The following is an 18,765-nucleotide window of genomic DNA, read 5'->3' as shown; positions in this document are numbered from 1 at the left end:
TAAAACATAAAAAAACGCCAACTTAAAAAATGGATAGTGAATAACTAGCTACCCTAGGGTTTCTTTTGCCTTTTTTTCTGTTTAGTAAATTTCTTAAACATTTATAGCTAAGGTTAGTTGCATTTAAAAGCAGCTGAGTCGCGGTTATTAAGCGTTTAGAATAAAAAAACGCCATACTTGAAAGTATAATGTAAGTAATTAGCCAACTACGGGGCTTCTTTTGCCTTTTTTTTCATTTGGTAAATTTCTTAAACATTTATGGCTAAACGACAATCGTCATCCCGCTACTTGTTAGCGGGATCTATTGCCGAGATACCGCGAATGAATCGCGGTATGACGGTTCGCGGTGGCATGACGATAAAGTTTATACCTCGTCATCCCGCTGCTTGTTAGCGGGATCTCTTGTTAGCGGCTGAGATACCGCGAATGAATCGCGGTATGACGGTTCGTGGCAGCATGAAGATAATCCCGCTACTTGTTAGCGGCTGAGATACTGCGGCGGTATGACGTAGATTGCTGTCATTCCGCTACTAGTTAGCGCCGCAGCGGTATGGTGTAGGAAAATTAGCTATATAGCTAACTTGTACCACGCGTTAAAGCTTTTAAACAGGTCTTGGTTTACTTACTCCATTATTTTCTTTATTATCAGATATCATTTTAAATAATATGGAGGAGCAAATTGTCAGCAATTGCCATTATTGATTTTGGTTCACAGTTTACACAGCTTATCGCAAGACAAGTAAGAGGAATGGGCGTTTATTGTGAGATATTTCCAAGCAACATCAGTTTTGAAACAATATCAAAATTCAATGGGTTTATTCTCTCTGGAGGACCACAATCTGTAAATGATGATTGTTCTGAAACAAGTAGAGTAGTACATGAAATTATAAAACTTAATGAGGCAACAAGCGTTCCTATACTTGGAATATGCTATGGACAGCAACTCATTTGTCATTATTTTGGAGCAAAAGTAAAAGAGAGTTTCAAACAGGAGTTTGGTAGAACTAAAATCAAGATACTAAAAGAATCCCCCATTGTAAAGGATACCTGGGATGTTAATTCTGAAGTGGATGTATTAATGAACCATGCGGACAGTGTTGATACTATACCACAGGGATTTACTGTTATCGCATCAGGTGTGATAAATCAAACAATTGCAATGATTGTTAACGAACAGCGAAAGATTTACTGTACTCAATTCCATCCTGAAGTGAGGCCCACAACAAATGGCAGTAAATTGCTCTCTAACTTCTTGGATATTGCAAATTGCGAAAGAGACTGGACAATGAAGTCGTTTATTGAGGAGCAAAAGGAAAAAATCAAAAATGTAGTAGGAGAGAAAAAAGTAATCGCTGCAGTAAGTGGTGGGGTTGATTCAAGTGTTGCAGCGGCTCTCACATATAAAGCTATAGGAAAACAATTAAACTGTATTTTTATCGATACTGGGTTGTTACGCAAGAACCAGACCATTGCTATGTTGAAAGAGATTCCGATAAACTACGTTGATAAATCAAATTTATTTTTGAGTAGATTGAAGGGAATAACTGATCCAGAAGAAAAACGAAAAATTATCGGTAACACTTTTATTGAAGTGTTTGAAGAAGAAGCAAAAAAAATAGGTGATGTGGATTTTTTGATGCAAGGTACCATCTACTCTGATGTAGTTGAGTCAGGGCATGCCTCAGACAACACTAGTACAATTAAGTCTCACCATAATGTTGGTGGGTTGCCAGAAAAGATGAATCTGAAGTTAGTGGAGCCTTTACGTTACCTCTTTAAAGATGAGGTAAGGCTACTTGGAAAGGAAATTGGGCTTTCAGACAAGATAATATTTCAACATCCATTTCCTGGACCCGGACTTGCAGTGAGGATTATAAGTGAAGTCGATAAAGAAAAGGTGCAAATATTGCAAGAAGTAGATGAAATATATATTAATACGATGAAAAATTACGATCTATATGATAAGATATGGCAAGCTTTTGCTGTATTATTACCAATAAAAACTGTAGGCGTTATGGGAGATGGTCGTACGTATGGATATGTTTGTGCTTTAAGGGCTGTAACATCATCTGATGGTATGACAGCTGATGCATTTCCATTTGAAAATAAGGATCAACACTTGCTAGTATTTTGGGATTTTTTACAGAATGTTGGCAGTATAATTGTTAATAATGTTCCCGGAGTAAATAGAGTTGTTTATGATATCACTTCTAAACCACCCGCAACTATTGAGTGGGAGTAAATCAAAAAGATCCCGCTGCTTGTTAGCTGGATCTAGAGATACCGCGAATGAATCGCGGTATGACGGTTAATTTTCTTTATTTTGCTTATAATTTCCACAAGCAGTGCAAACATAAATGAAGAATACAAATATCCTTTTGGTAATTCTATATGAAATCCATGAAGTATGAGGTACACACCGACAAGTAAAATAAATAAAATGGCGATTATTTTTAACCCTGGGTTAGATTTGATTAACTGGGCGGTATAACTTGATAAAAACAGCATTGCTAGCATGGAAAATGTAAATGCTGTAGCAATTATTACCATGTTATAAGTTAGTGCTATAGCAGTTAATATCGAATCAACCGAAAAAACTAAATCTATTAATATAATTTGTAGCACAACTAAAAAAAATTTTGATTTAACGTTTGCTTTCTTTTTATTTTTCTTACATACAAAGATGTCATCCCGTAACTCCATAGAGCTCTTAACAATAAGGAATAATCCCCCTGCGATCATAAGTAAATCCCTTGCTGATGCAGTGTGAAATATAGGTTTTTGCATTGACAATATAGATGATGTAAAAAATAGTATTACAAAACGCATTAATAGTGCTAATCCAAGGCCCATAAGGCGCACTCTTTCTCTCAGCGCATTTGGTACCTTATCTATTGCTAGAGAAATAAAGATTAAATTGTCTACACTAAGTATAGTTTCAAGTAGTGTAAGTGTCAGTAAAGTCCAAGCATCAGTTAGCATTTTTGTTTCAAATTCGGTTCTTCTTACTCTACAATAGATGTGTAAAAATTAAGTGACTTCACTCAGAAGTTTTATAGCAGTTCTCCAGAAAAACAGGATATATAAAGTTCAGCAGCTTCTTCTATTTTCGTTTTTGAGCAAAATCAATAATAAGAGAGTTTCTTATTTTCATGCACGCAAATAAGATAAAGCCTTATTTTCATTTTTGACTTTATTTGAAAATAATATATACTATAAAAATAGTGTGCTAGGTTGAATGAATGTATATTAAAGGATCACCATCAGGCAAAGTATTCGCTGGTTATCAGGCATTTATACCAAGCCCCTTGCCACCAAAATTTGAATGGGACAATGATTTAGTTAATAGTCTTTAAACCCTTACTTTACTATAAGGAAAGTGGTTGAAAACTTAGGTGTCGTATTTACAACAGCCCAAAGAGCAATCGTAAAGCTTGAAGATTTAGGCATCGTTTCACAAACTTCTCAAGGAAAGAGAGATCGGGTTTATTGTGCAACTGATATTTTGAATATTCTAGAAGAACCAACTAAGATTACAGAGAACTTCGATAGCACATTGTAGCTATTGTGATGAATAAATTCAGCAAACAGCAAGCTTAAAGAGTCTGATCCAATGGACATGCTGAACAAAAAGTAAGGAGCTCCTTTTGGAGGATTATATTAACTTATTAATTAATTGCTTGACTTTTAGCAGGATTTATTATATTATTTATTAATGAGCAATGCAATCAAACCAAGGAGGATAGCATGATAAATAATTTGGATTCAATAATTCTTGGAATAAAAGATGGTGAAAAGGCGATTGAAGATTTAAGGGTTGTTCTTAAAAAAAGAAAAGAAGAAGTTATTACTACACAGACATTTAATTACGCTTTACGATGCCCAAAAACTACAAAGGAAGCGATAGTACACGAAATTCTGCTTCATTTTATACAAAATCCTGGCGAGCAATCACTAGAACAAGTGATACAATGCTTAGATAGAGCAATACAATCTGGGATATATGCAAAAAACAACCCAATAAGAAATCTAGATGAAGAATTTCGTACTCATATAAACTTTAAAGATGAAGAGGGAAATACATTACTACATCATGCAGTTATAGGTAATAAAACTGAAGAAATAATCACCCTTCTTGTTACATATAGTGCAAATCCTTTGATACAAAACGCGGATAATAAAATTCCTTTAGATTTAGCTCAAGGAGAAACAAAAGAAGTGCTTATTAAAAGTATGAAAAAACAAGCTAATACGAAAAAAGAAAGCGCTATGGTAGGCAGTTTGGTGCCTGGCGTAATAATTGGTGGTTTTCTTGGTGTTGTACTTGGAGCTGGTGTGTGTGTTGCAGTAAGTCTTTCTGGTGGTATGATACTAGGTGTAATGATAGCATCTTCTCTTGTTGCTAGTATAGCTATTGGACTGGCCATGTATTTTTTGAGTCAAGACTATGAACAGGCTAAAGCGATAGAAAAAACTATTAGCACTGTTAGCTCTGAAATATCTGTTGATGATACAACTGCCGCTAATAAAAATAATAAAGAAGGGCCACAACTTACATATAGCTGACCCAAGCAACACGTCATACCGCGATTCATTCGCGGTATAGATTCCGCTAACTAGTAGCGGAATGACGAATGTGTCGTTTTTCAAATTGTCGTAAGTCACTTTAGCTATAATACACACAAGGAGGGTGTCATCCCAGCGCCCCTATGATGTCATCCCAGTGCTTGACACTGGGATCCAGAAAAGTTTGCTTGTAAACTAGCATGGAAAGTAGCTGATCTTACACTAAATGAATGTTTTTGATGAGGTTGCATAGAAGCTGGATTCCAGCGTCACGCGCTGGAATGACAACTGCGTTTTTTGTTTTTTTGTCATCAAATACTCCTACTCTTTATGTCATCCAAGTGTCCTGACTACTTGGATCCAAGAAATTTAATTGTTTTAAATTTTTCCCTCTATACACCTATTTAAAATTTATGTTATCCACATGTGCAATATAATCTATAATAACGTTTATCAATACAATATATTAAAAAATATTATGAGCTTCGTAAAAGAAAAAAACACCCCTGTGATGGAGCAGTATTTGAACCTGAAAGCTCAATACAAAGATCATCTGCTATTTTATAGGCTAGGAGATTTTTATGAATTGTTTTTCGATGATGCTATTAAAGCTGCGAAATTGCTGAATATAGTGCTCACTAAGAGAGGTAATTCGTGTGGGCAAGAAATACCAATGTGTGGAGTGCCAGCACACAGTAGTGAATCTTACCTACACAAGCTAATAGATTTAGGATTCAAAGTAGCAATCTGTGACCAATTAGAAACTGCTGATGAAGCAAAAAAGAGGGGCTATAAATCCATAGTAAAACGTGATGTAGTGCGAGTTGTAACTCCAGGTACAATTATAGAAGATTCACTACTGGAGGATAAAAGCAATAATTATCTCGCGTCCATAGTTGAACAAAATGACGAATATGCTATTAGTTGGCTTGAATTATCGACGGGAAAATTTTTTCACACTTTAACGAGTTTGAAAGCTCTAGATAGTGATTTATTGCGTATATCACCAAGAGAATTATTAATTTCTGAAAAATTCACTGAGGATGAAAAAATTAGATCGATTTTAAAAAATTATAAAATATCAATTACGCAACACGCACAGAGTTTTTTTGAGTATAGTAAATCTCACAGAACGTTATGCGAGTTTTATAAAATCAGGGAACTTGGGAGTATAGGAAATTTCAGCAAAGTAGAAATCATGGCGTGTGGTGCACTGCTTGAATATGTCAGAGTAACGCAAAGGGGCTCCATTCCAAGGCTTGAATTCCCAAAAACCTATAAGCAACAAAATTTCATGCTTATTGATGCTTCAGCAAGGAGAAATCTTGAGTTGTTTTCAACTCAATTTGGTGAAAAGAAAGGTTCACTAATTTCAGTTATTGATCATACAGTTACAGCTTCTGGTGGACGCCTGCTCAAACAAATGCTCGCTTCACCCCTTGCTTGCTCCAAGGCAATCAATTTGAGGCTCAGCACCGCTCAATTTTTTGTAAATAATCATGAGCCACGCAGAAAAATACGAGAGATATTATCTAACATTCCAGATATTGAGAGGTCTTTATCGCGCTTAATACTAGGGCGTGGTTCACCAAAGGATATGAACCTATTGAAAATAGGCCTAGGAAAGACTTTAGAGTTGTCTGAGTTTCTGTCTACCTTGCATAATTATTGTTTAAGTGAAAAATCAGAAATTAACTCTCAGATGTCATTCCAGTGCTTGACCGGAGAAAAGGAACCAGTGTCTACTACTCAGGTGATAAGTAGTGACGAGAGTGAACTCAGCACAATACATAAGAGCCTTGGTAATCATAAAGACCTATTTGAACTGCTAAATAGTGCTATACTTGATAATAATCTCAGTTCCGTGAAAGAGGGAGGGTTTATCTACCCAAAATACAACTCAGAATTATCTGAGTTATCTTATATATTGAACAACAGTAACAAGTTGGTAACTAAGCTCCGTGAATCTTATCGCGACCTAACTGGCATTGCCGCACTCAAAATATTGCACAACAATATACTCGGTTATTACGTTGAAGTATCAGCAAATCACAAAATAACTTCGGATATATTTATTCATAGGCAAAGCTTAGCAAATAGCATGCGCTACACTACTAATGAATTGAAAGAACTAGAAAATAAAATTCTTACGGCACGTGATGCTGCAATCGGCTTAGAAATGAAAATTTTTAGTGAACTGTGTAGTGAAGTTGCTAAAGAGTCTGAAAAAATTGCTCTTGCTGCAAATGCTTTGGCAAAACTTGATATTAGAACCGCGTTTGCAGAGCTTGCAGTGCAAAATAATTACGTAAAACCCATTATTGATGACAGCAAAGAGTTCAATATCTGTAGCGGAAGACATCCAGTGGTTGAAGTTAACGATAAATTCATTGCAAATAGCATCAATTTAGCTGGTATACATCTAATTACTGGTCCTAATATGGCTGGAAAAAGCACTTTCTTGAGGCAAAACGCTCTCATTGCAATTTTAGCTCACATGGGGTCATTTGTGCCAGCAGAGAGTGTACATATTGGAGTGATTGACAAGATATTCAGCAGGGTTGGCGCAACGGATAATATAACAGCTGGTTATTCTACCTTCATGGTAGAGATGATCGAAACAGCAACGATAGTAAATCAGGCAACGGACCGTTCCTTGGTGATACTTGATGAAATTGGTAGGGGCACAGGGGTGTATGATGGATTATCTATTGCACAGGCGGTGATTGAACATATTCACAATGTAAATAAGTGCCGCGCCATTTTTGCAACTCATTATCATGAATTAACTAAAGTAAGCAAATACTTGAAGAACGTGAAATGTTTTTGTGTAAAAATAAGAGAGTGGAACGGAGAGGTTATCTTTCTACATGAAGTAATTGAAGGCATTGCAGATGAGTCATATGGAATACATGTAGCAAAACTTGCTGGTTTTCCTGATTCTGTTTTAAATAGAGCAAGTGAGGTATTTGAGGAGCTGAAGGCTTGAATCATTATTATAAGTGAAGAATTACCTATACAATCGTGGTAGTAGCTATAGAAACGAAAAACTTACTTGACACCCTTCGCCAGCGCCCTTATCATGATAGTGAAGCTATTGTATTTGCTTTCGCCAATCTGCAGATTAAAAGGTAAGGATTACTTAATGTATCGGCGTCTTATGTTCAATTTTTTGCAGTATATAGATACTGTATGTCTTTACAAAACTTCATCTACATCTAGATTTTTATCTAAATAAGCTGAACGCGCTTATAAAGCGTTACAAGACATCAAAAAATGCCAATACTCGACAGAGATAGTAAAAGACTAGCTAACTCGGGGATTCTTTGTCTTTTTTTCTGCTTGGTAAATTTCTTAAACATTTGCAGCGTAAGTTAGTTGCAATTAAAAGCGGCTGAATCTCGCTTGTCAAGCGTTTAAAACATAAAAAACGCCAATATTTTAAAGCGGATAATAACCCCAGGGCTTCTTTTGCCTTTTTTTTCATTTGGTAAATTTCTTAATGTTTGTGGCTAACATGAACAAACATTTGAGAGTAACTTCCGCTAGTAGGGTGTCATCCCAGTGTCTGGGCACTGGGATGACAAAAAAAGGAGGCTACTCGGATGACAGCTAGCCTGACAACCGTCATCCCGCTGCTTGTTAGCGGGATCTCTTGTTAGCGCCGCGGCGGTATGACGTAGAATTTTACACTCACCAATTCAGTGTCCAATCTGGATTCCAGACTGGAATGACACCCTTTTGGATGGAAACCAGTGTCAGGACACTGGGATGACAAGAAAGAGGCTACTTGGATGATACCTATAGCCCTGTCATTCCAGCGCGTGACGCTGGAATCTAGTTCTTATTATATATCCAGAGATTTACTATATTAGTAATATCAAACTAGATCAATTCTTGCTACTTCAATTTTTCTTTCAGTTAATTCCTGCCTGGCACGTTAAGTCTAGCCTTTTATAAATGAACCAGAATTATAATTTATCTTTTAAAAATCTCAAATGTAATAAATTTATGTTTTAAAGGATTTGATATATCAAATTTTATTGTATTTACTTTCTCATCAAAAACTATAGTATTCTCATCTATGTGATATCTGTCTATTTGATATGCTAGTGAAAATGCGTCAAGCTTATCAGAAGTTGGAGGAGATTTATATACCACTACATTTAAAGTTTCTAAGTCTAAGTTCACTCTAACAGTCACAACACCTTGTTCAAACGAACTTTCAAACAAACCTTGAATAGATTCACCATGCATACATGGCGGGTCCATTCTTACAGCAGATATACATCGATTATATATTGCATCCCCTGAACCGTTGTGCATGCACATCGTAAAATCTTTACTTCCTTGAAAAAGGTCTATAAAATCTACCATAACACTTCACCACTACATAACAAACACTTTATAATATTATAAGTAACTAGCAAGCTCCATTACTAATTTCGTAGTGACTCTAATTGCAAAATTTAATATAAGTAGTAAAGTAGAACCACTGAATAAAAAACATATGTTAATTAATACAACGTCGGAGCTGGAGGACATATGTGAGGGGTTGATAGCAAAAAAGCCAAAATTTATAGCAGTTGACACGGAGTTCATTAGAAATAATTTAATCTACTACCCAAAATTATCGTTAATTCAAATTTCTTACGGAGAGAAGAGTTTTATTGTAGACGCATTAGTGCCAGAAATTGATTTATCATTCATTAAGAAAATAATGCTAAATCAGGGGATAACCAAAGTGTTTCATAGCTGCCGGCAGGATATAGAATCCTTACTCACTGTATTTAAATGTATTCCCACTCCCATTTTTGATACCCAAGTTGCTGCTATGTTTTGTCATTATTATCATGACTTTATTGGTTACTCAAAAGTAGTGGAGCAATATCAAGGAATAGCACTGGATAAAATTAAAGCTAAAAATTCAGATTGGTTAAGGCGTCCGTTGTCCGAAGATCAGTTAGATTATGCAGTAAACGACGTGGTACACCTATATGACCTATACCAAATATTGTGCAATAAACTTGAAGAAAATAATAGGATGGGTTGGTTTCAAGAAGAGATGGAATCAATAGTTGATATAAATAAGTATTTACATAGCCCAAAAGATGCATGGAAGAGGATTAAATTTAATTATGAAGTAAATCCAAGATTGATACTAACTGTTAAAGCAGTTAGTGAGTGGCAAGAAACCTTAGCACAGCGCTATAATATGAACCGTAATAAAATAATCAATAATGCTGTAATAGCTGATTTTATTGAAAAAAATGTAGAGCATGTTGATGAGATTTTAGATGATCTCAAGAGGAATACAAAAAATATAAAAGATGCGGATTTACTAGAGTTTGTGAATATTTTTAATGAAAATGAGAGAAATTGGATGCAGCAAAACAACACCTTATCGAGTAATTATGATAAATCTGTACTTGATATACTCTCAATTATTTTAGATAGTAAATGTAAAGAAAGTAACATATCAAGGAAATTAGTTTCTTCAAAAGATGAGTTAACCGGGTCAATATCTAGACAGACAGATAAATTATTCAAGGGATGGAGATATGATTTTTTTGGCAGGTCAGTTGAATCATTTTTGAACACAAGCTCAAAATTTGAGATTTCAGCAGTGAAATCCGCAAATAATATAACCAAAATTCAGAGTAATTTAGTGGAGAATAACTGTTGCTAAAGTAACTTAGATTTATCGACAATCGTCATCCCGCTACGTGTTAGTGGCTAAGAGATACCGCGGCGGTATGACGGTTAAGTAGGGTGTCATCCCAGTGCCTTGACTACTTCGATCCAGGAAAATTGATTGTAAACGAGCAAACATTTTCGATAAAATTACCAAAAAGCTAGATCCCAGACTGGGATGACACCACCTACAAATTGCAATGTTCGTATAGTTATGTGCTTGACACTGGGATCTAGAAAATCTAGTTAATATATATAGAGAAACCTTAGCTATAGTTTCAAAAGAAGTCGAATGTATTTTGTTATATGATTATAAGTCTAACAGGCGGAATTGGGGTAGGAAAGAGCTTTGTAGCTAATTGCTTTCAAGAGTTTGGTGCTGTTGTATTTGATGCTGATTCTGTTGTACACCAACTTTATAAAGTGGATAAAAGCATAATAAGTTATGCAGAGAAAAATTTTCCTGGAGTGGTAGTAAATGGTGAAATAGATAGAACAGTACTGTCTAAATATTTCTTAGCCTACGATGAAAATTGGAAACAATTTCAATCTTTGGTTCACTCTGCTGTGCTGCGTGAATTAGAATTTTTTATTGCCAAGGAAAAAAAGATCGATAGAAAACTTTTAGTTTTAGATGTGCCACTTCTATTAGAAACAAAATTTTATTTATATTGCGACCTTATTGTTTTTGTTCATGCAGATAGCGTTGTGCAAGCTCAAAGACTTAACGAACGCAACATAGATAAAGAAAAGCTTAATCTAATCTCCGATGTTCAGTTATCTATTGAGGAGAAAAGGAAGATGAGTGACTTTATTATCGATACCAGTGTAAGCAAAGAGTATGTTTTTTCTCAAGTAAAAGATATAGTGGATTCATTAAACCTAAACACGTAGCTCTACGTCATACCGCCGCGGTATCTCTAGATCCCGCTAACAAGCAGCGGGATGACGGTTGTCAGGATCCCAGCAGCCTCCCTCCCCTGTCATCCAAGTAGCCCCCTATGGTGTCATCCCAGTGCCCAGACACTGGGATCCAGGAAAATTGATTGTGCACTATAGCAACATTTTTGATCAAAAACTGGATTCCAGTGGGCTTTGTTGCATCGCTACTTATGAAAGGCTAACTATAGTTAGGATTATAAGCAACCTATTGAAAATCTTGTTTTTTTGCAATCAATCTGATCAAATTTAAGAATAGTAATTTGTTATTTATATTAATAAATTTAATTCTATTGAAAATAGCTAAAGCATTGAAATTCTTGAATTTTAGCCGGATTGGTAAATGGTAGTGAAATTTCTTTTACTCAAATTTAGGTATTCATTGACCGTTCTTGTTATAAATACCAGAATAATAAGCTACTGATATTCCCTATCTTTTTTATCTTTAATCCATCATAGCTAGCGATGCAACAAAGCCATTCCAGTGTCAAGCACTGGAATGACACCCTTCCGATGGGAACTGCTCTCAAACTACAACAGCATGAGTAGCTATAGAAGCTTTAATGATACAAGAAAAAATAAACAGCTATCATTTTTTTAGTAATTAAGTAAAATAGAGTGAAAGATTGCGAGGAAGTTTTGAAAAATAAGATAAAAAAGATAGTAATTTCAGGAAAGGAAGTGTGGCCAATCATCGAGGGCGGCAAAGGCATTGCAGTTAGTGATGGAAGATCAAGCGGAGCATTTGCTGCAGCAGATGCTGTGGGTACATTTTCTGGTGCAAATGCTAAGCTTATTGATGATAATGGCAAGTTAGTGCCACTAATTTATAAAGGCAAAACAAGAAATGAAAAGCATAGTGAATTGATTGAGTATAGTATTGAAGCTGGAATTAGTCAGGCAAGAATAGCAAATGAAATATCAAAAGGTCATGGAAGAATACACATGAATGTACTTTGGGAGATGGGAGCAGCAGAACGCGTGCTTCATGGCATATTAGAAGGAGCGAAAGGTTTGATTCATGGTATTACCTGCGGTGCTGGTATGCCTTATAGGCTTGGAGAAATTGCAGCTAAATATCAGGTTTATTATTACCCTATTATCTCATCGGTGCGTGCTTTTAAAGCATTATGGAAGCGTGCTTACCAAAGAATATCTTCCTATTTGCTTGGTGGAGTAGTGTATGAAGATCCATGGCTTGCTGGAGGGCACAATGGACTCAGTAACAGTGAAGATCCAGAGCTACCACAGGCTCCATTTGAAAGAGTTGCAGAGCTTAGATCTTTCATGAACGAGATCGGTCTTTCAGAAACACCAATTGTTATGGCAGGAGGAGTGTGGCATTTGAAAGATTGGGAACATTGGTTTAACAATCTGCAAATTGGACCAATAGCTTTTCAGTTTGGCACTCGTCCACTTTTGACGAAAGAAAGCCCAATTTCTGCAGAGTGGAAAAAGAAGCTACTCACTTTAGAAGAAGGTGATGTATTTTTAAATAAATTCAGTCCAACAGGGTTTTACTCATCTGCAGTAAAAAATAACTTCATACGTGAGTTGCAGGAACGGAATTCACGTCAAATAAAGTTTTCAGAAAATGCTAGCGAAGAATTTAATAATGAATTTGCAATGGGTAGCAGAGGTAGAAAGATCTACCTTACTGCAAAAGACAAAGAACTGGCAAATACATGGACTAAAGCAGGGTACACAGAAGCAATGAAAACCCCAGATTCAACTGTTATTTTTGTGACGCCAGATAAATTTAAACAAATAAGAGAAGATCAAATCAATTGTATGGGATGTTTGAGCCATTGTTTGTTTAGCAATTGGAAAGATCATGGTGACCATTCAACAGGACGAAAGCCAGATCCGCGTAGTTTTTGCATACAAAAAACACTGCAAAACGTTATACACGATGGTGATATTGAGAACGAACTCATGTTTTCCGGGCACAATGTGTACAAATTTAAGCAAGATCCATTTTATGAGAATGGCTACGTACCGGCAGTAAAAGAACTGGTGGAAAGGATATTGACTGGGTATTGAGTCAGTGACCTTACCCAGAAAAAGTGGAGAGAAAGTGTGGAATGTTTTTTACAAAAAGAATGATGCATCAAATTGTTCTGGAATGCAATAGTTAATAGTGACGTTGTTTGTTATAAAAAATTTCTATGTATTCAAATATTGCAGTTCTAGTTTGTTGAGCAGAGTGTTGTGAAGTATCAATAAGTATTTCTCTTTTCAATGAGCTAAAGAAGCTTTCTGCAACAGAATTGTCGTAACAACAGCCTTTATTACTCATCTATATTCTTTACAGCTAAGAGATATTGATACCCTTGCGCAGTATATTGTGAACCTTGGTCACTGTGCAGCAGTAGATTTTTAACAGGTTTACGCCTATTAATGGCCATTAATAAAGAGTTCATAACCAATTGTTTATTTATTGCACTACTCATTAACTACCATACGTGAGAATTATTGCTGCCAAATATAGCCATCCCTCCTTGGTTTTGATGTAAGTAATCCCATACTTTATTTGGTTGATCAACAATAAAGTTTTGATCTAGTATATTGGGAGCTACAGCTCTATTATCTGTTTGTTGTTTTTTAATTTTAAACTTTCTTCTCAGTATAGCCCTGATGTCATTTTTCTGCATAATACTTTGCACCGTTTTCAAATTGCAACTTTTACCCAAAGCCTTCAATTCAGCATAAATTTTAGGAGCTCCATATCTACATTTAGAAACTTGATATATTTTTTGAATAGCTTCGAGTAGCTCTTTATTTGCTGATTCTCTACTGCTTATTTTTCTTGTAGTCCACTTATAGTAGCCACTAGCAGAAAATCCTACATAATTCCTGTACTTTATAGCAGTTACTATATAAAAAAATATTTTACTCTTTTTGACTGGCCAGGGCTTTTTTTTAAATGTCTCTTTCCCTTGTTACTCTTGCTTTGTAAATCAAACCTCTCTTTGTCGTAAGGAGCCATGTTACCTCTACCTGGAAATGCATCTGCTGCCGACTTTTTTTCGTTGTGTTTCTTTATCCATTTTCCTAATAAACCACCCTTTATTCCTAAATCTCTTGCTATTTTTGTAATTGTTTGACCTGCCTTTCTTTGTTCATTTGCCAGTTTAACAGCTTCCAATTTGAATTCTGCTGTATATTCTCTTACCATTTCTAATCCTCCAAAATTTTATTTTACCCAAAAAAACTCTTTTCTTTCTCTCCACTTTTTCTGGGTAAGGTCAGTCTTTAGGCACCCAAACAAAGGGAAATGCTGGATAAAAAGAAAGTACTTTAAGAAGTATAATAACGAAAACTGGCGCTTTATGACAAGTAACAAGGTACGTCTTACTATACACAGCGATCATGTTATTAAACAAAGTGCAAAAAACCAGATCCCCATATGATGGTGATTGGGTATATTGGGGTAAACGTCTGAGAAAAATACCAGATAAGCCACTAGGAGTAATAAAATTATTGAGGTTGCACCAAAGTAAATGCGATAATTGTAGACTATGGTTTAAAAGTGATGATACAATAAAAATACATCACAAAGACCAGAATAGACGAAACAATATGATCACAAACTTATCTTTGTTACATGGACATTGTCACGATGAATTACACAGGAGGTGTGCATGAAAAGCACCAAATTAGAGAGAAGCCGTATGAGGCTCAAAGTCTCACGTACGGTTTTGAAGTCGAGTGAGGAGGGGCGACCTTCTTCACTTAGACAACAATATGCAGATGAAACTACGGAAGAAGACTTAAGGAAAATAGCAGAAAAAGCACCAATAATAAAGTTAGCCTACGATGAATTAGACAGGTTTAGCTGGAATGAAAAAGATTTAGTAGCATATGAAGAAAGAATAATGGATCTGCTGAAAGAAGAAGGCATCCTCGCTAAAAAACTTGATGAGGGAAAGATTGAAGGAAAGATTGAAGTAGCAAAAAACCTACTTAAGGCTGACATCTCTATTGATATTATCTCTCAGACAACCGGCCTTCCTCAAGCTGAGATTAAACGACTTCAGGAAGAAATCACCTAAAAGGCTAATGATCAACGAAAAAATTGTAAGAGAGAACTTAAAAAAAGTCATAGAGCAAAAAAGCGGTAAAGATGTGATCGCTCTTGGCATAATATCCTCAATTATTATTAAAGGTCAAGATGTTGGTTTTGTGCTTGAAGTTGCCGGTAACACGCAAGCAAATGAAGAATTAAGAAGAAATTGTGAGCAAGCTGTTAAAGCTATACCGGGGGTGACAAAAGTGACCGTGGTTGCTACTTGTCAAAAACAAACTGGGCAACAAAAAGCTAAATTACATATCGAAGGAGTGAAAAATATAATCGTTGTGGCCTCTGGTAAAGGCGGTGTGGGCAAGTCCACAGTTGCGCTAAATCTTGCTCTCTCATTAGCAAAGTTAAAACACAAAGTTGCGCTGGTTGATGCAGATATATATGGTCCTTCAATTCCTAAAATGCTTGGCGCTGAAAAATTAAAGCCAGAAATACAGGATAGTAAAGCAATGCCTATAGAAAAGTATGGACTGCATACTATTTCAATTGGCTATTTTATCGATAAAGATCGTGCAGCAATATGGCGCGGACCTATGATTACAAAAGCACTTTATAGTCTGCTAATGGGAACAAAATGGTCCGATATAGAGTATTTGATAATTGATACACCACCTGGAACTGGCGATGTGCATTTAAGTCTTATGGAAAATTTTAACTTAACTGGGGCGATAATAGTTTCAACTCCACAGGAGCTCTCTTTAATCGATGCTCGCAAAATTTATGATATGTTTACAAAGCTCAGCGTACCGGTTATTGGCATTGTAGAAAATATGAGTTATTTCATTCAAAGCGGCTCAAAAATATACATATTTGGAAAAGACGGTGCAAAAAAAATGTCTGAGGAGCTGGGCATCAAACTTCTAGGCAGAGTTCCTCTAGATCCACAAATATGCCATGCTTCTGATTGTGGAAATCCTTTAATGTTAAGTGAAGATTTAGCAGGGATTTATGAAGGTATTGCTAAAGATGTTATAGCTAAAGTGGCTCTACAATTTGAAAAACCGTCATTCCGCTACTAGTTAGCGCCGCGGCGGTATGACGTAGGGGTAACCGTTCACACTTAATTCTTCAATCTCACTAATAGAAAGGCCAGTAAACTTGACAATAGTGTTAACATCAACATTATTAGCCAGCATTGCTTTTGCGACTTCGATTTTCCCTTCAATTTTGCCTTCCTCTTTACCAATTTTTTTGCCTTTTTCAGTAGCAAGATCAAGTCTGTATTCAAGAATGGCTTCTTCTTTCCGTAGATCCATTATTCTTTCTTCGTAAGCTACTAAATCTTTTTCATTCCAGCTAAACCTGTCTAATTCATCGTAGGCTAACTTTATTATTGGTGCTTTTTCTGCTATTTTCCTTAAGTCTTCTTCCGTAGTTTCATCTGCATATTTGAAGAAAAATAACCAACGATCCACTATGCTTTCTAGCTGTTCTTCCTTATTCTTAGGAAATTTAGGTAGTTCAATAAATACAAATTGAAAATCTTTTAAGTCATGCTCATTGGTTTTCTCATCTCTTATAGTGTGGCTGGATATATAATCAAGCTTATCAGGAAATAAATTACAATTAGAAATAGCAATAAAGAAAACCTTCTTTAAATCAATGTACTTACCAGATTTATCAGCTTGCCTTGAGTAAGCCTTAGCAGCATATAGTTGAGCTCGTTTTTCGAAGCCTTTATCGCGAGTGAGCTGCATTTCAATCACATACCTAGCCCCACTAGAGTCCCTGCAAAGAACATCAACTATACTTTGCTTATCAGAGGCAATTTCAGGATCCATTATAGTACTGAGGAATTCCACTTCTTGTATAGTATTTATCTCGGTAAACCCTAAAATATCATTCAAAAAATGTATGAGAATATTCTTATTTTTTTCAGTGCCAAAGATTCTTTTAAAGGTTAAATCCAGCTTAGGGTCGAGAAACTTAGATAAAGCCATAGCCAAAGTGCTTAAAAATATTAATAATTATACACTATTATTAACAATTATTCAACCATATTTTTGAAGATAGCTATAGCTATGCCGCCGCGAACCGTCATACCGCCGCGGTATCTCTTAGCCGCTAACAAGTAGCGGGATGACGGTTGTCGGTAAATCTAAGTCAGTTTAGCTATAGGCAGCAATTTTCTGTATTTACTTTAAATTGAAGAAAGATCAAATGAAAGATCGTGTTTTGCTAAAAATCACAGAATGCAGTCTGGTTACAACCTTTCTTGGGTTAGCTATAGGTCTTTGTCTATAAAGTTTGTTTAAACTATTTTCAAAATAGATAAAATATAATTTTACAATTAGCGTAAATAAAATGAATTATGATGTAATCATTTCAGGTGGTGGGTTACTTGGTCTTATTACTGCAATTGGCCTCAGTTGTAACTCTGTGTCTGTAGCTGTAATTGAAAAAAATAGTTTGCCACGTGTAGTAGATGACAACCGAGCATTTGCTATTTCTCAAGGCTCGAAAAAAATATTGGAAAAATTAGGGATTTGGCAGTTTATAGAAAGCGAAGCTGAGCCAATACTTGATATATGCATATTAGATGCGGTTACTGTGCATTACAATCATAAAATGGTTGGTGAAGAACCAATGGGTTATGTTATTAACAATGCTGCTATATGGAATGCAATCAACAATAATTTTCTGAATAAACTAAATATATACTCTCCACATTCCTATAAAACAATTGCTTATGATTCAGGATATGTGGAAGTTATTCTTGATAATAACCAGGAATTAATATCATCGCTACTTATCTGCGCTGAAGGCAAACACTCTAAATTACCAGAGTTATTTTCTATGCCGACAGTGAAATTTGACTATAAACAAAGTAGCATAGTATTTAATGTAAAGCATGAACTGCATCACCAAAACTTAGCTGTAGAGAGTTTTTTTCCTGGCGGTCCATTTGCAATTCTACCGATGAAGGGTGGCTATACTTCTTCGATAGTTTGGACAGAAAAATCTGAAATTTCAAAAATGCTAATGGATCTGTCTGAAGAAGAATTTATTATAGAGCTTAAAAAAAGATTTGGTTCTTATTTAGGAGAGATAAAATTAGAGGGTGAAAGAAAACTTTATCCTTTAAGTTTTGCTTTTGCAAAAAAGTTATATAAGGGTAGAGTTTTGCTTATCGGCGATGCAGCACATTCAATTCATCCAGTTGCAGGTCAAGGGCTTAATCTTGGAATTAGAGATGTAGAAAGTATTATAAAGCACGTAGTTGCCGCAAAAGCATCTGGTATTGATGTTGGCAGTAGTTATTTATTAAAGAAAATTTCACGTAACAGATACTTTGATAATTTTACAATGGCGCTTGCAACTGATGGATTAAATAGGATGTTTTCCAACAGAATATTCTGCGCTAAAGCACTAAGAAATCTTGGCTTGATTGCAGTTGAAAATTCAAATTTCCTCAAAAAACGCTTCATTCGGCATGCTATGGGATTTATATAAATCACTATTTTATAGCTAATGCAAGTCAG

The 18,765-nt window shown here is 35.6% G+C and carries 18 protein-coding genes; 11 read left to right on the top strand and 7 right to left on the bottom strand.

The window, feature by feature from the left end:
- The first annotated feature begins 679 nt into the window (after positions 1–679).
- Positions 680–2,242: a glutamine-hydrolyzing GMP synthase gene (gene guaA / locus AAGD59_RS01945; protein WP_265027937.1), complete on the top strand. Its 1,563-nt coding sequence runs from the start codon at positions 680–682 to the stop codon at positions 2,240–2,242.
- Between the two features lie 32 nt (positions 2,243–2,274).
- Here guaA and AAGD59_RS01940 read toward each other — a convergent pair whose 3' ends face one another.
- Positions 2,275–2,982, bottom strand: a complete 708-nt coding sequence (locus AAGD59_RS01940) for a TerC family protein (protein WP_038199715.1) — start codon at positions 2,980–2,982, stop codon at positions 2,275–2,277.
- Positions 2,983–3,379: 397 nt separating this feature from the next.
- Between AAGD59_RS01940 and AAGD59_RS01935 the strand changes: the two genes are divergently transcribed.
- The 3 genes from AAGD59_RS01935 to mutS all read left to right on the top strand — a co-directional run bounded on the left by AAGD59_RS01935 (position 3,380) and on the right by mutS (position 7,555).
- Positions 3,380–3,562, top strand: a complete 183-nt coding sequence (locus AAGD59_RS01935) for a hypothetical protein (protein WP_006279522.1) — start codon at positions 3,380–3,382, stop codon at positions 3,560–3,562.
- Between the two features lie 185 nt (positions 3,563–3,747).
- Entirely contained in the window at positions 3,748–4,566 is an 819-nt protein-coding gene (locus tag AAGD59_RS01930) for an ankyrin repeat domain-containing protein (protein ID WP_141456816.1), read from the top strand.
- 478 nt (positions 4,567–5,044) lie between these two features.
- Positions 5,045–7,555, top strand: a complete 2,511-nt coding sequence (mutS, locus tag AAGD59_RS01925) for a DNA mismatch repair protein MutS (protein ID WP_141457327.1) — start codon at positions 5,045–5,047, stop codon at positions 7,553–7,555.
- Positions 7,556–8,544: 989 nt separating this feature from the next.
- On the opposite strand, the gene AAGD59_RS01920 is transcribed toward mutS, so the two are convergent.
- A complete protein-coding gene (locus tag AAGD59_RS01920) occupies positions 8,545–8,943 on the bottom strand; it encodes a hypothetical protein (RefSeq protein ID WP_007548550.1) in 399 nt (132 codons plus the stop codon).
- Between the two features lie 133 nt (positions 8,944–9,076).
- On the opposite strand from AAGD59_RS01920, the gene AAGD59_RS01915 reads away from it, so the two are divergent.
- From AAGD59_RS01915 to AAGD59_RS01905, 3 genes are all read left to right on the top strand, one after another.
- Positions 9,077–10,255 carry a ribonuclease D gene (locus tag AAGD59_RS01915; RefSeq protein ID WP_141457325.1) on the top strand — a complete coding sequence of 393 codons (1,179 nt, stop codon included), beginning with the start codon at positions 9,077–9,079 and terminating at the stop codon, positions 10,253–10,255.
- 311 nt (positions 10,256–10,566) lie between these two features.
- Positions 10,567–11,154, top strand: coding sequence for a dephospho-CoA kinase (coaE, locus tag AAGD59_RS01910; RefSeq protein ID WP_006280338.1), 588 nt, complete (start codon positions 10,567–10,569; stop codon positions 11,152–11,154).
- Between the two features lie 684 nt (positions 11,155–11,838).
- Positions 11,839–13,242: an NAD(P)H-dependent flavin oxidoreductase gene (locus tag AAGD59_RS01905; RefSeq protein ID WP_015588855.1), complete on the top strand. Its 1,404-nt coding sequence runs from the start codon at positions 11,839–11,841 to the stop codon at positions 13,240–13,242.
- Positions 13,243–13,333: 91 nt separating this feature from the next.
- Here the strand turns inward: AAGD59_RS01905 and AAGD59_RS01900 are convergent, their stop codons facing one another.
- The 4 genes from AAGD59_RS01900 to AAGD59_RS01890 all read right to left on the bottom strand — a co-directional run bounded on the left by AAGD59_RS01900 (position 13,334) and on the right by AAGD59_RS01890 (position 14,377).
- Positions 13,334–13,498, bottom strand: coding sequence for an IS3 family transposase (locus tag AAGD59_RS01900; RefSeq protein ID WP_010082072.1), 165 nt, complete (start codon positions 13,496–13,498; stop codon positions 13,334–13,336).
- Positions 13,491–13,652: a DDE-type integrase/transposase/recombinase gene (locus AAGD59_RS06900; protein ID WP_010082071.1), complete on the bottom strand. Its 162-nt coding sequence runs from the start codon at positions 13,650–13,652 to the stop codon at positions 13,491–13,493. The genes AAGD59_RS01900 and AAGD59_RS06900 overlap by 8 nt, the downstream gene beginning before the upstream one ends.
- 3 nt (positions 13,653–13,655) lie before the next feature.
- Positions 13,656–14,003, bottom strand: a complete 348-nt coding sequence (locus tag AAGD59_RS01895) for an IS3 family transposase (RefSeq protein ID WP_081600752.1) — start codon at positions 14,001–14,003, stop codon at positions 13,656–13,658.
- 71 nt (positions 14,004–14,074) lie between these two features.
- Positions 14,075–14,377 carry a transposase gene (locus AAGD59_RS01890; protein ID WP_081600753.1) on the bottom strand — a complete coding sequence of 101 codons (303 nt, stop codon included), beginning with the start codon at positions 14,375–14,377 and terminating at the stop codon, positions 14,075–14,077.
- A 194-nt stretch (positions 14,378–14,571) separates the two neighbouring features.
- Between AAGD59_RS01890 and AAGD59_RS01885 the strand changes: the two genes are divergently transcribed.
- Genes AAGD59_RS01885 through AAGD59_RS01875 form a run of 3 tightly spaced genes read left to right on the top strand, consistent with a single transcriptional unit; the run spans position 14,572 to position 16,302 of the window.
- Positions 14,572–14,847, top strand: coding sequence for an HNH endonuclease signature motif containing protein (locus tag AAGD59_RS01885; RefSeq protein WP_039963646.1), 276 nt, complete (start codon positions 14,572–14,574; stop codon positions 14,845–14,847).
- The gene (locus tag AAGD59_RS01880; RefSeq protein ID WP_174517022.1) at positions 14,844–15,254 is read left to right on the top strand and encodes a hypothetical protein; all 411 of its coding nucleotides are present in this window, start codon (positions 14,844–14,846) and stop codon (positions 15,252–15,254) included. Before AAGD59_RS01885 ends, AAGD59_RS01880 begins: the two co-directional genes overlap by 4 nt.
- A 7-nt stretch (positions 15,255–15,261) precedes the next feature.
- Complete coding sequence (locus AAGD59_RS01875; RefSeq protein ID WP_015588818.1) at positions 15,262–16,302, top strand: Mrp/NBP35 family ATP-binding protein; 1,041 nt, start codon at positions 15,262–15,264, stop codon at positions 16,300–16,302.
- Here the strand turns inward: AAGD59_RS01875 and AAGD59_RS01870 are convergent, their stop codons facing one another.
- Positions 16,303–17,223, bottom strand: coding sequence for an Rpn family recombination-promoting nuclease/putative transposase (locus AAGD59_RS01870; protein ID WP_341812942.1), 921 nt, complete (start codon positions 17,221–17,223; stop codon positions 16,303–16,305). It abuts the gene before it with no gap.
- 364 nt (positions 17,224–17,587) lie between these two features.
- Between AAGD59_RS01870 and ubiH the strand changes: the two genes are divergently transcribed.
- Positions 17,588–18,736, top strand: coding sequence for a 2-octaprenyl-6-methoxyphenyl hydroxylase (gene ubiH, locus AAGD59_RS01865; protein WP_341812941.1), 1,149 nt, complete (start codon positions 17,588–17,590; stop codon positions 18,734–18,736).
- The last annotated feature ends 29 nt before the right edge of the window (positions 18,737–18,765 follow it).

The organism is Wolbachia endosymbiont (group A) of Cephus spinipes (assembly GCF_964026895.1).
Taxonomy (GTDB): domain Bacteria; phylum Pseudomonadota; class Alphaproteobacteria; order Rickettsiales; family Anaplasmataceae; genus Wolbachia; species Wolbachia pipientis.
The sequence above is the reverse complement of the archived record's forward strand: the minus strand, read 5'-3'. Positions and strand labels throughout refer to the sequence as shown.

What these genes read in the sequence shown, in the direction of transcription:
- AAGD59_RS01940 (WP_038199715.1), bottom strand. Translation starts at nt 2,982, where the DNA reads ATGCTAACTGATGCTTGGACTTTACTGACACTTACACTACTTGAAACT.
- AAGD59_RS01930 (WP_141456816.1), top strand. Translation starts at nt 3,748, where the DNA reads ATGATAAATAATTTGGATTCAATAATTCTTGGAATAAAAGATGGTGAA.
- mutS (WP_141457327.1), top strand. Translation starts at nt 5,045, where the DNA reads ATGAGCTTCGTAAAAGAAAAAAACACCCCTGTGATGGAGCAGTATTTG.
- AAGD59_RS01920 (WP_007548550.1), bottom strand. Translation starts at nt 8,943, where the DNA reads ATGGTAGATTTTATAGACCTTTTTCAAGGAAGTAAAGATTTTACGATG.
- AAGD59_RS01915 (WP_141457325.1), top strand. Translation starts at nt 9,077, where the DNA reads ATGTTAATTAATACAACGTCGGAGCTGGAGGACATATGTGAGGGGTTG.
- coaE (WP_006280338.1), top strand. Translation starts at nt 10,567, where the DNA reads ATGATTATAAGTCTAACAGGCGGAATTGGGGTAGGAAAGAGCTTTGTA.
- AAGD59_RS01900 (WP_010082072.1), bottom strand. Translation starts at nt 13,498, where the DNA reads ATGAGTAATAAAGGCTGTTGTTACGACAATTCTGTTGCAGAAAGCTTC.
- AAGD59_RS06900 (WP_010082071.1), bottom strand. Translation starts at nt 13,652, where the DNA reads ATGAGTAGTGCAATAAATAAACAATTGGTTATGAACTCTTTATTAATG.
- AAGD59_RS01890 (WP_081600753.1), bottom strand. Translation starts at nt 14,377, where the DNA reads ATGGTAAGAGAATATACAGCAGAATTCAAATTGGAAGCTGTTAAACTG.
- AAGD59_RS01885 (WP_039963646.1), top strand. Translation starts at nt 14,572, where the DNA reads ATGTTATTAAACAAAGTGCAAAAAACCAGATCCCCATATGATGGTGAT.
- AAGD59_RS01880 (WP_174517022.1), top strand. Translation starts at nt 14,844, where the DNA reads ATGAAAAGCACCAAATTAGAGAGAAGCCGTATGAGGCTCAAAGTCTCA.
- AAGD59_RS01875 (WP_015588818.1), top strand. Translation starts at nt 15,262, where the DNA reads ATGATCAACGAAAAAATTGTAAGAGAGAACTTAAAAAAAGTCATAGAG.
- AAGD59_RS01870 (WP_341812942.1), bottom strand. Translation starts at nt 17,223, where the DNA reads ATGGCTTTATCTAAGTTTCTCGACCCTAAGCTGGATTTAACCTTTAAA.
- ubiH (WP_341812941.1), top strand. Translation starts at nt 17,588, where the DNA reads ATGAATTATGATGTAATCATTTCAGGTGGTGGGTTACTTGGTCTTATT.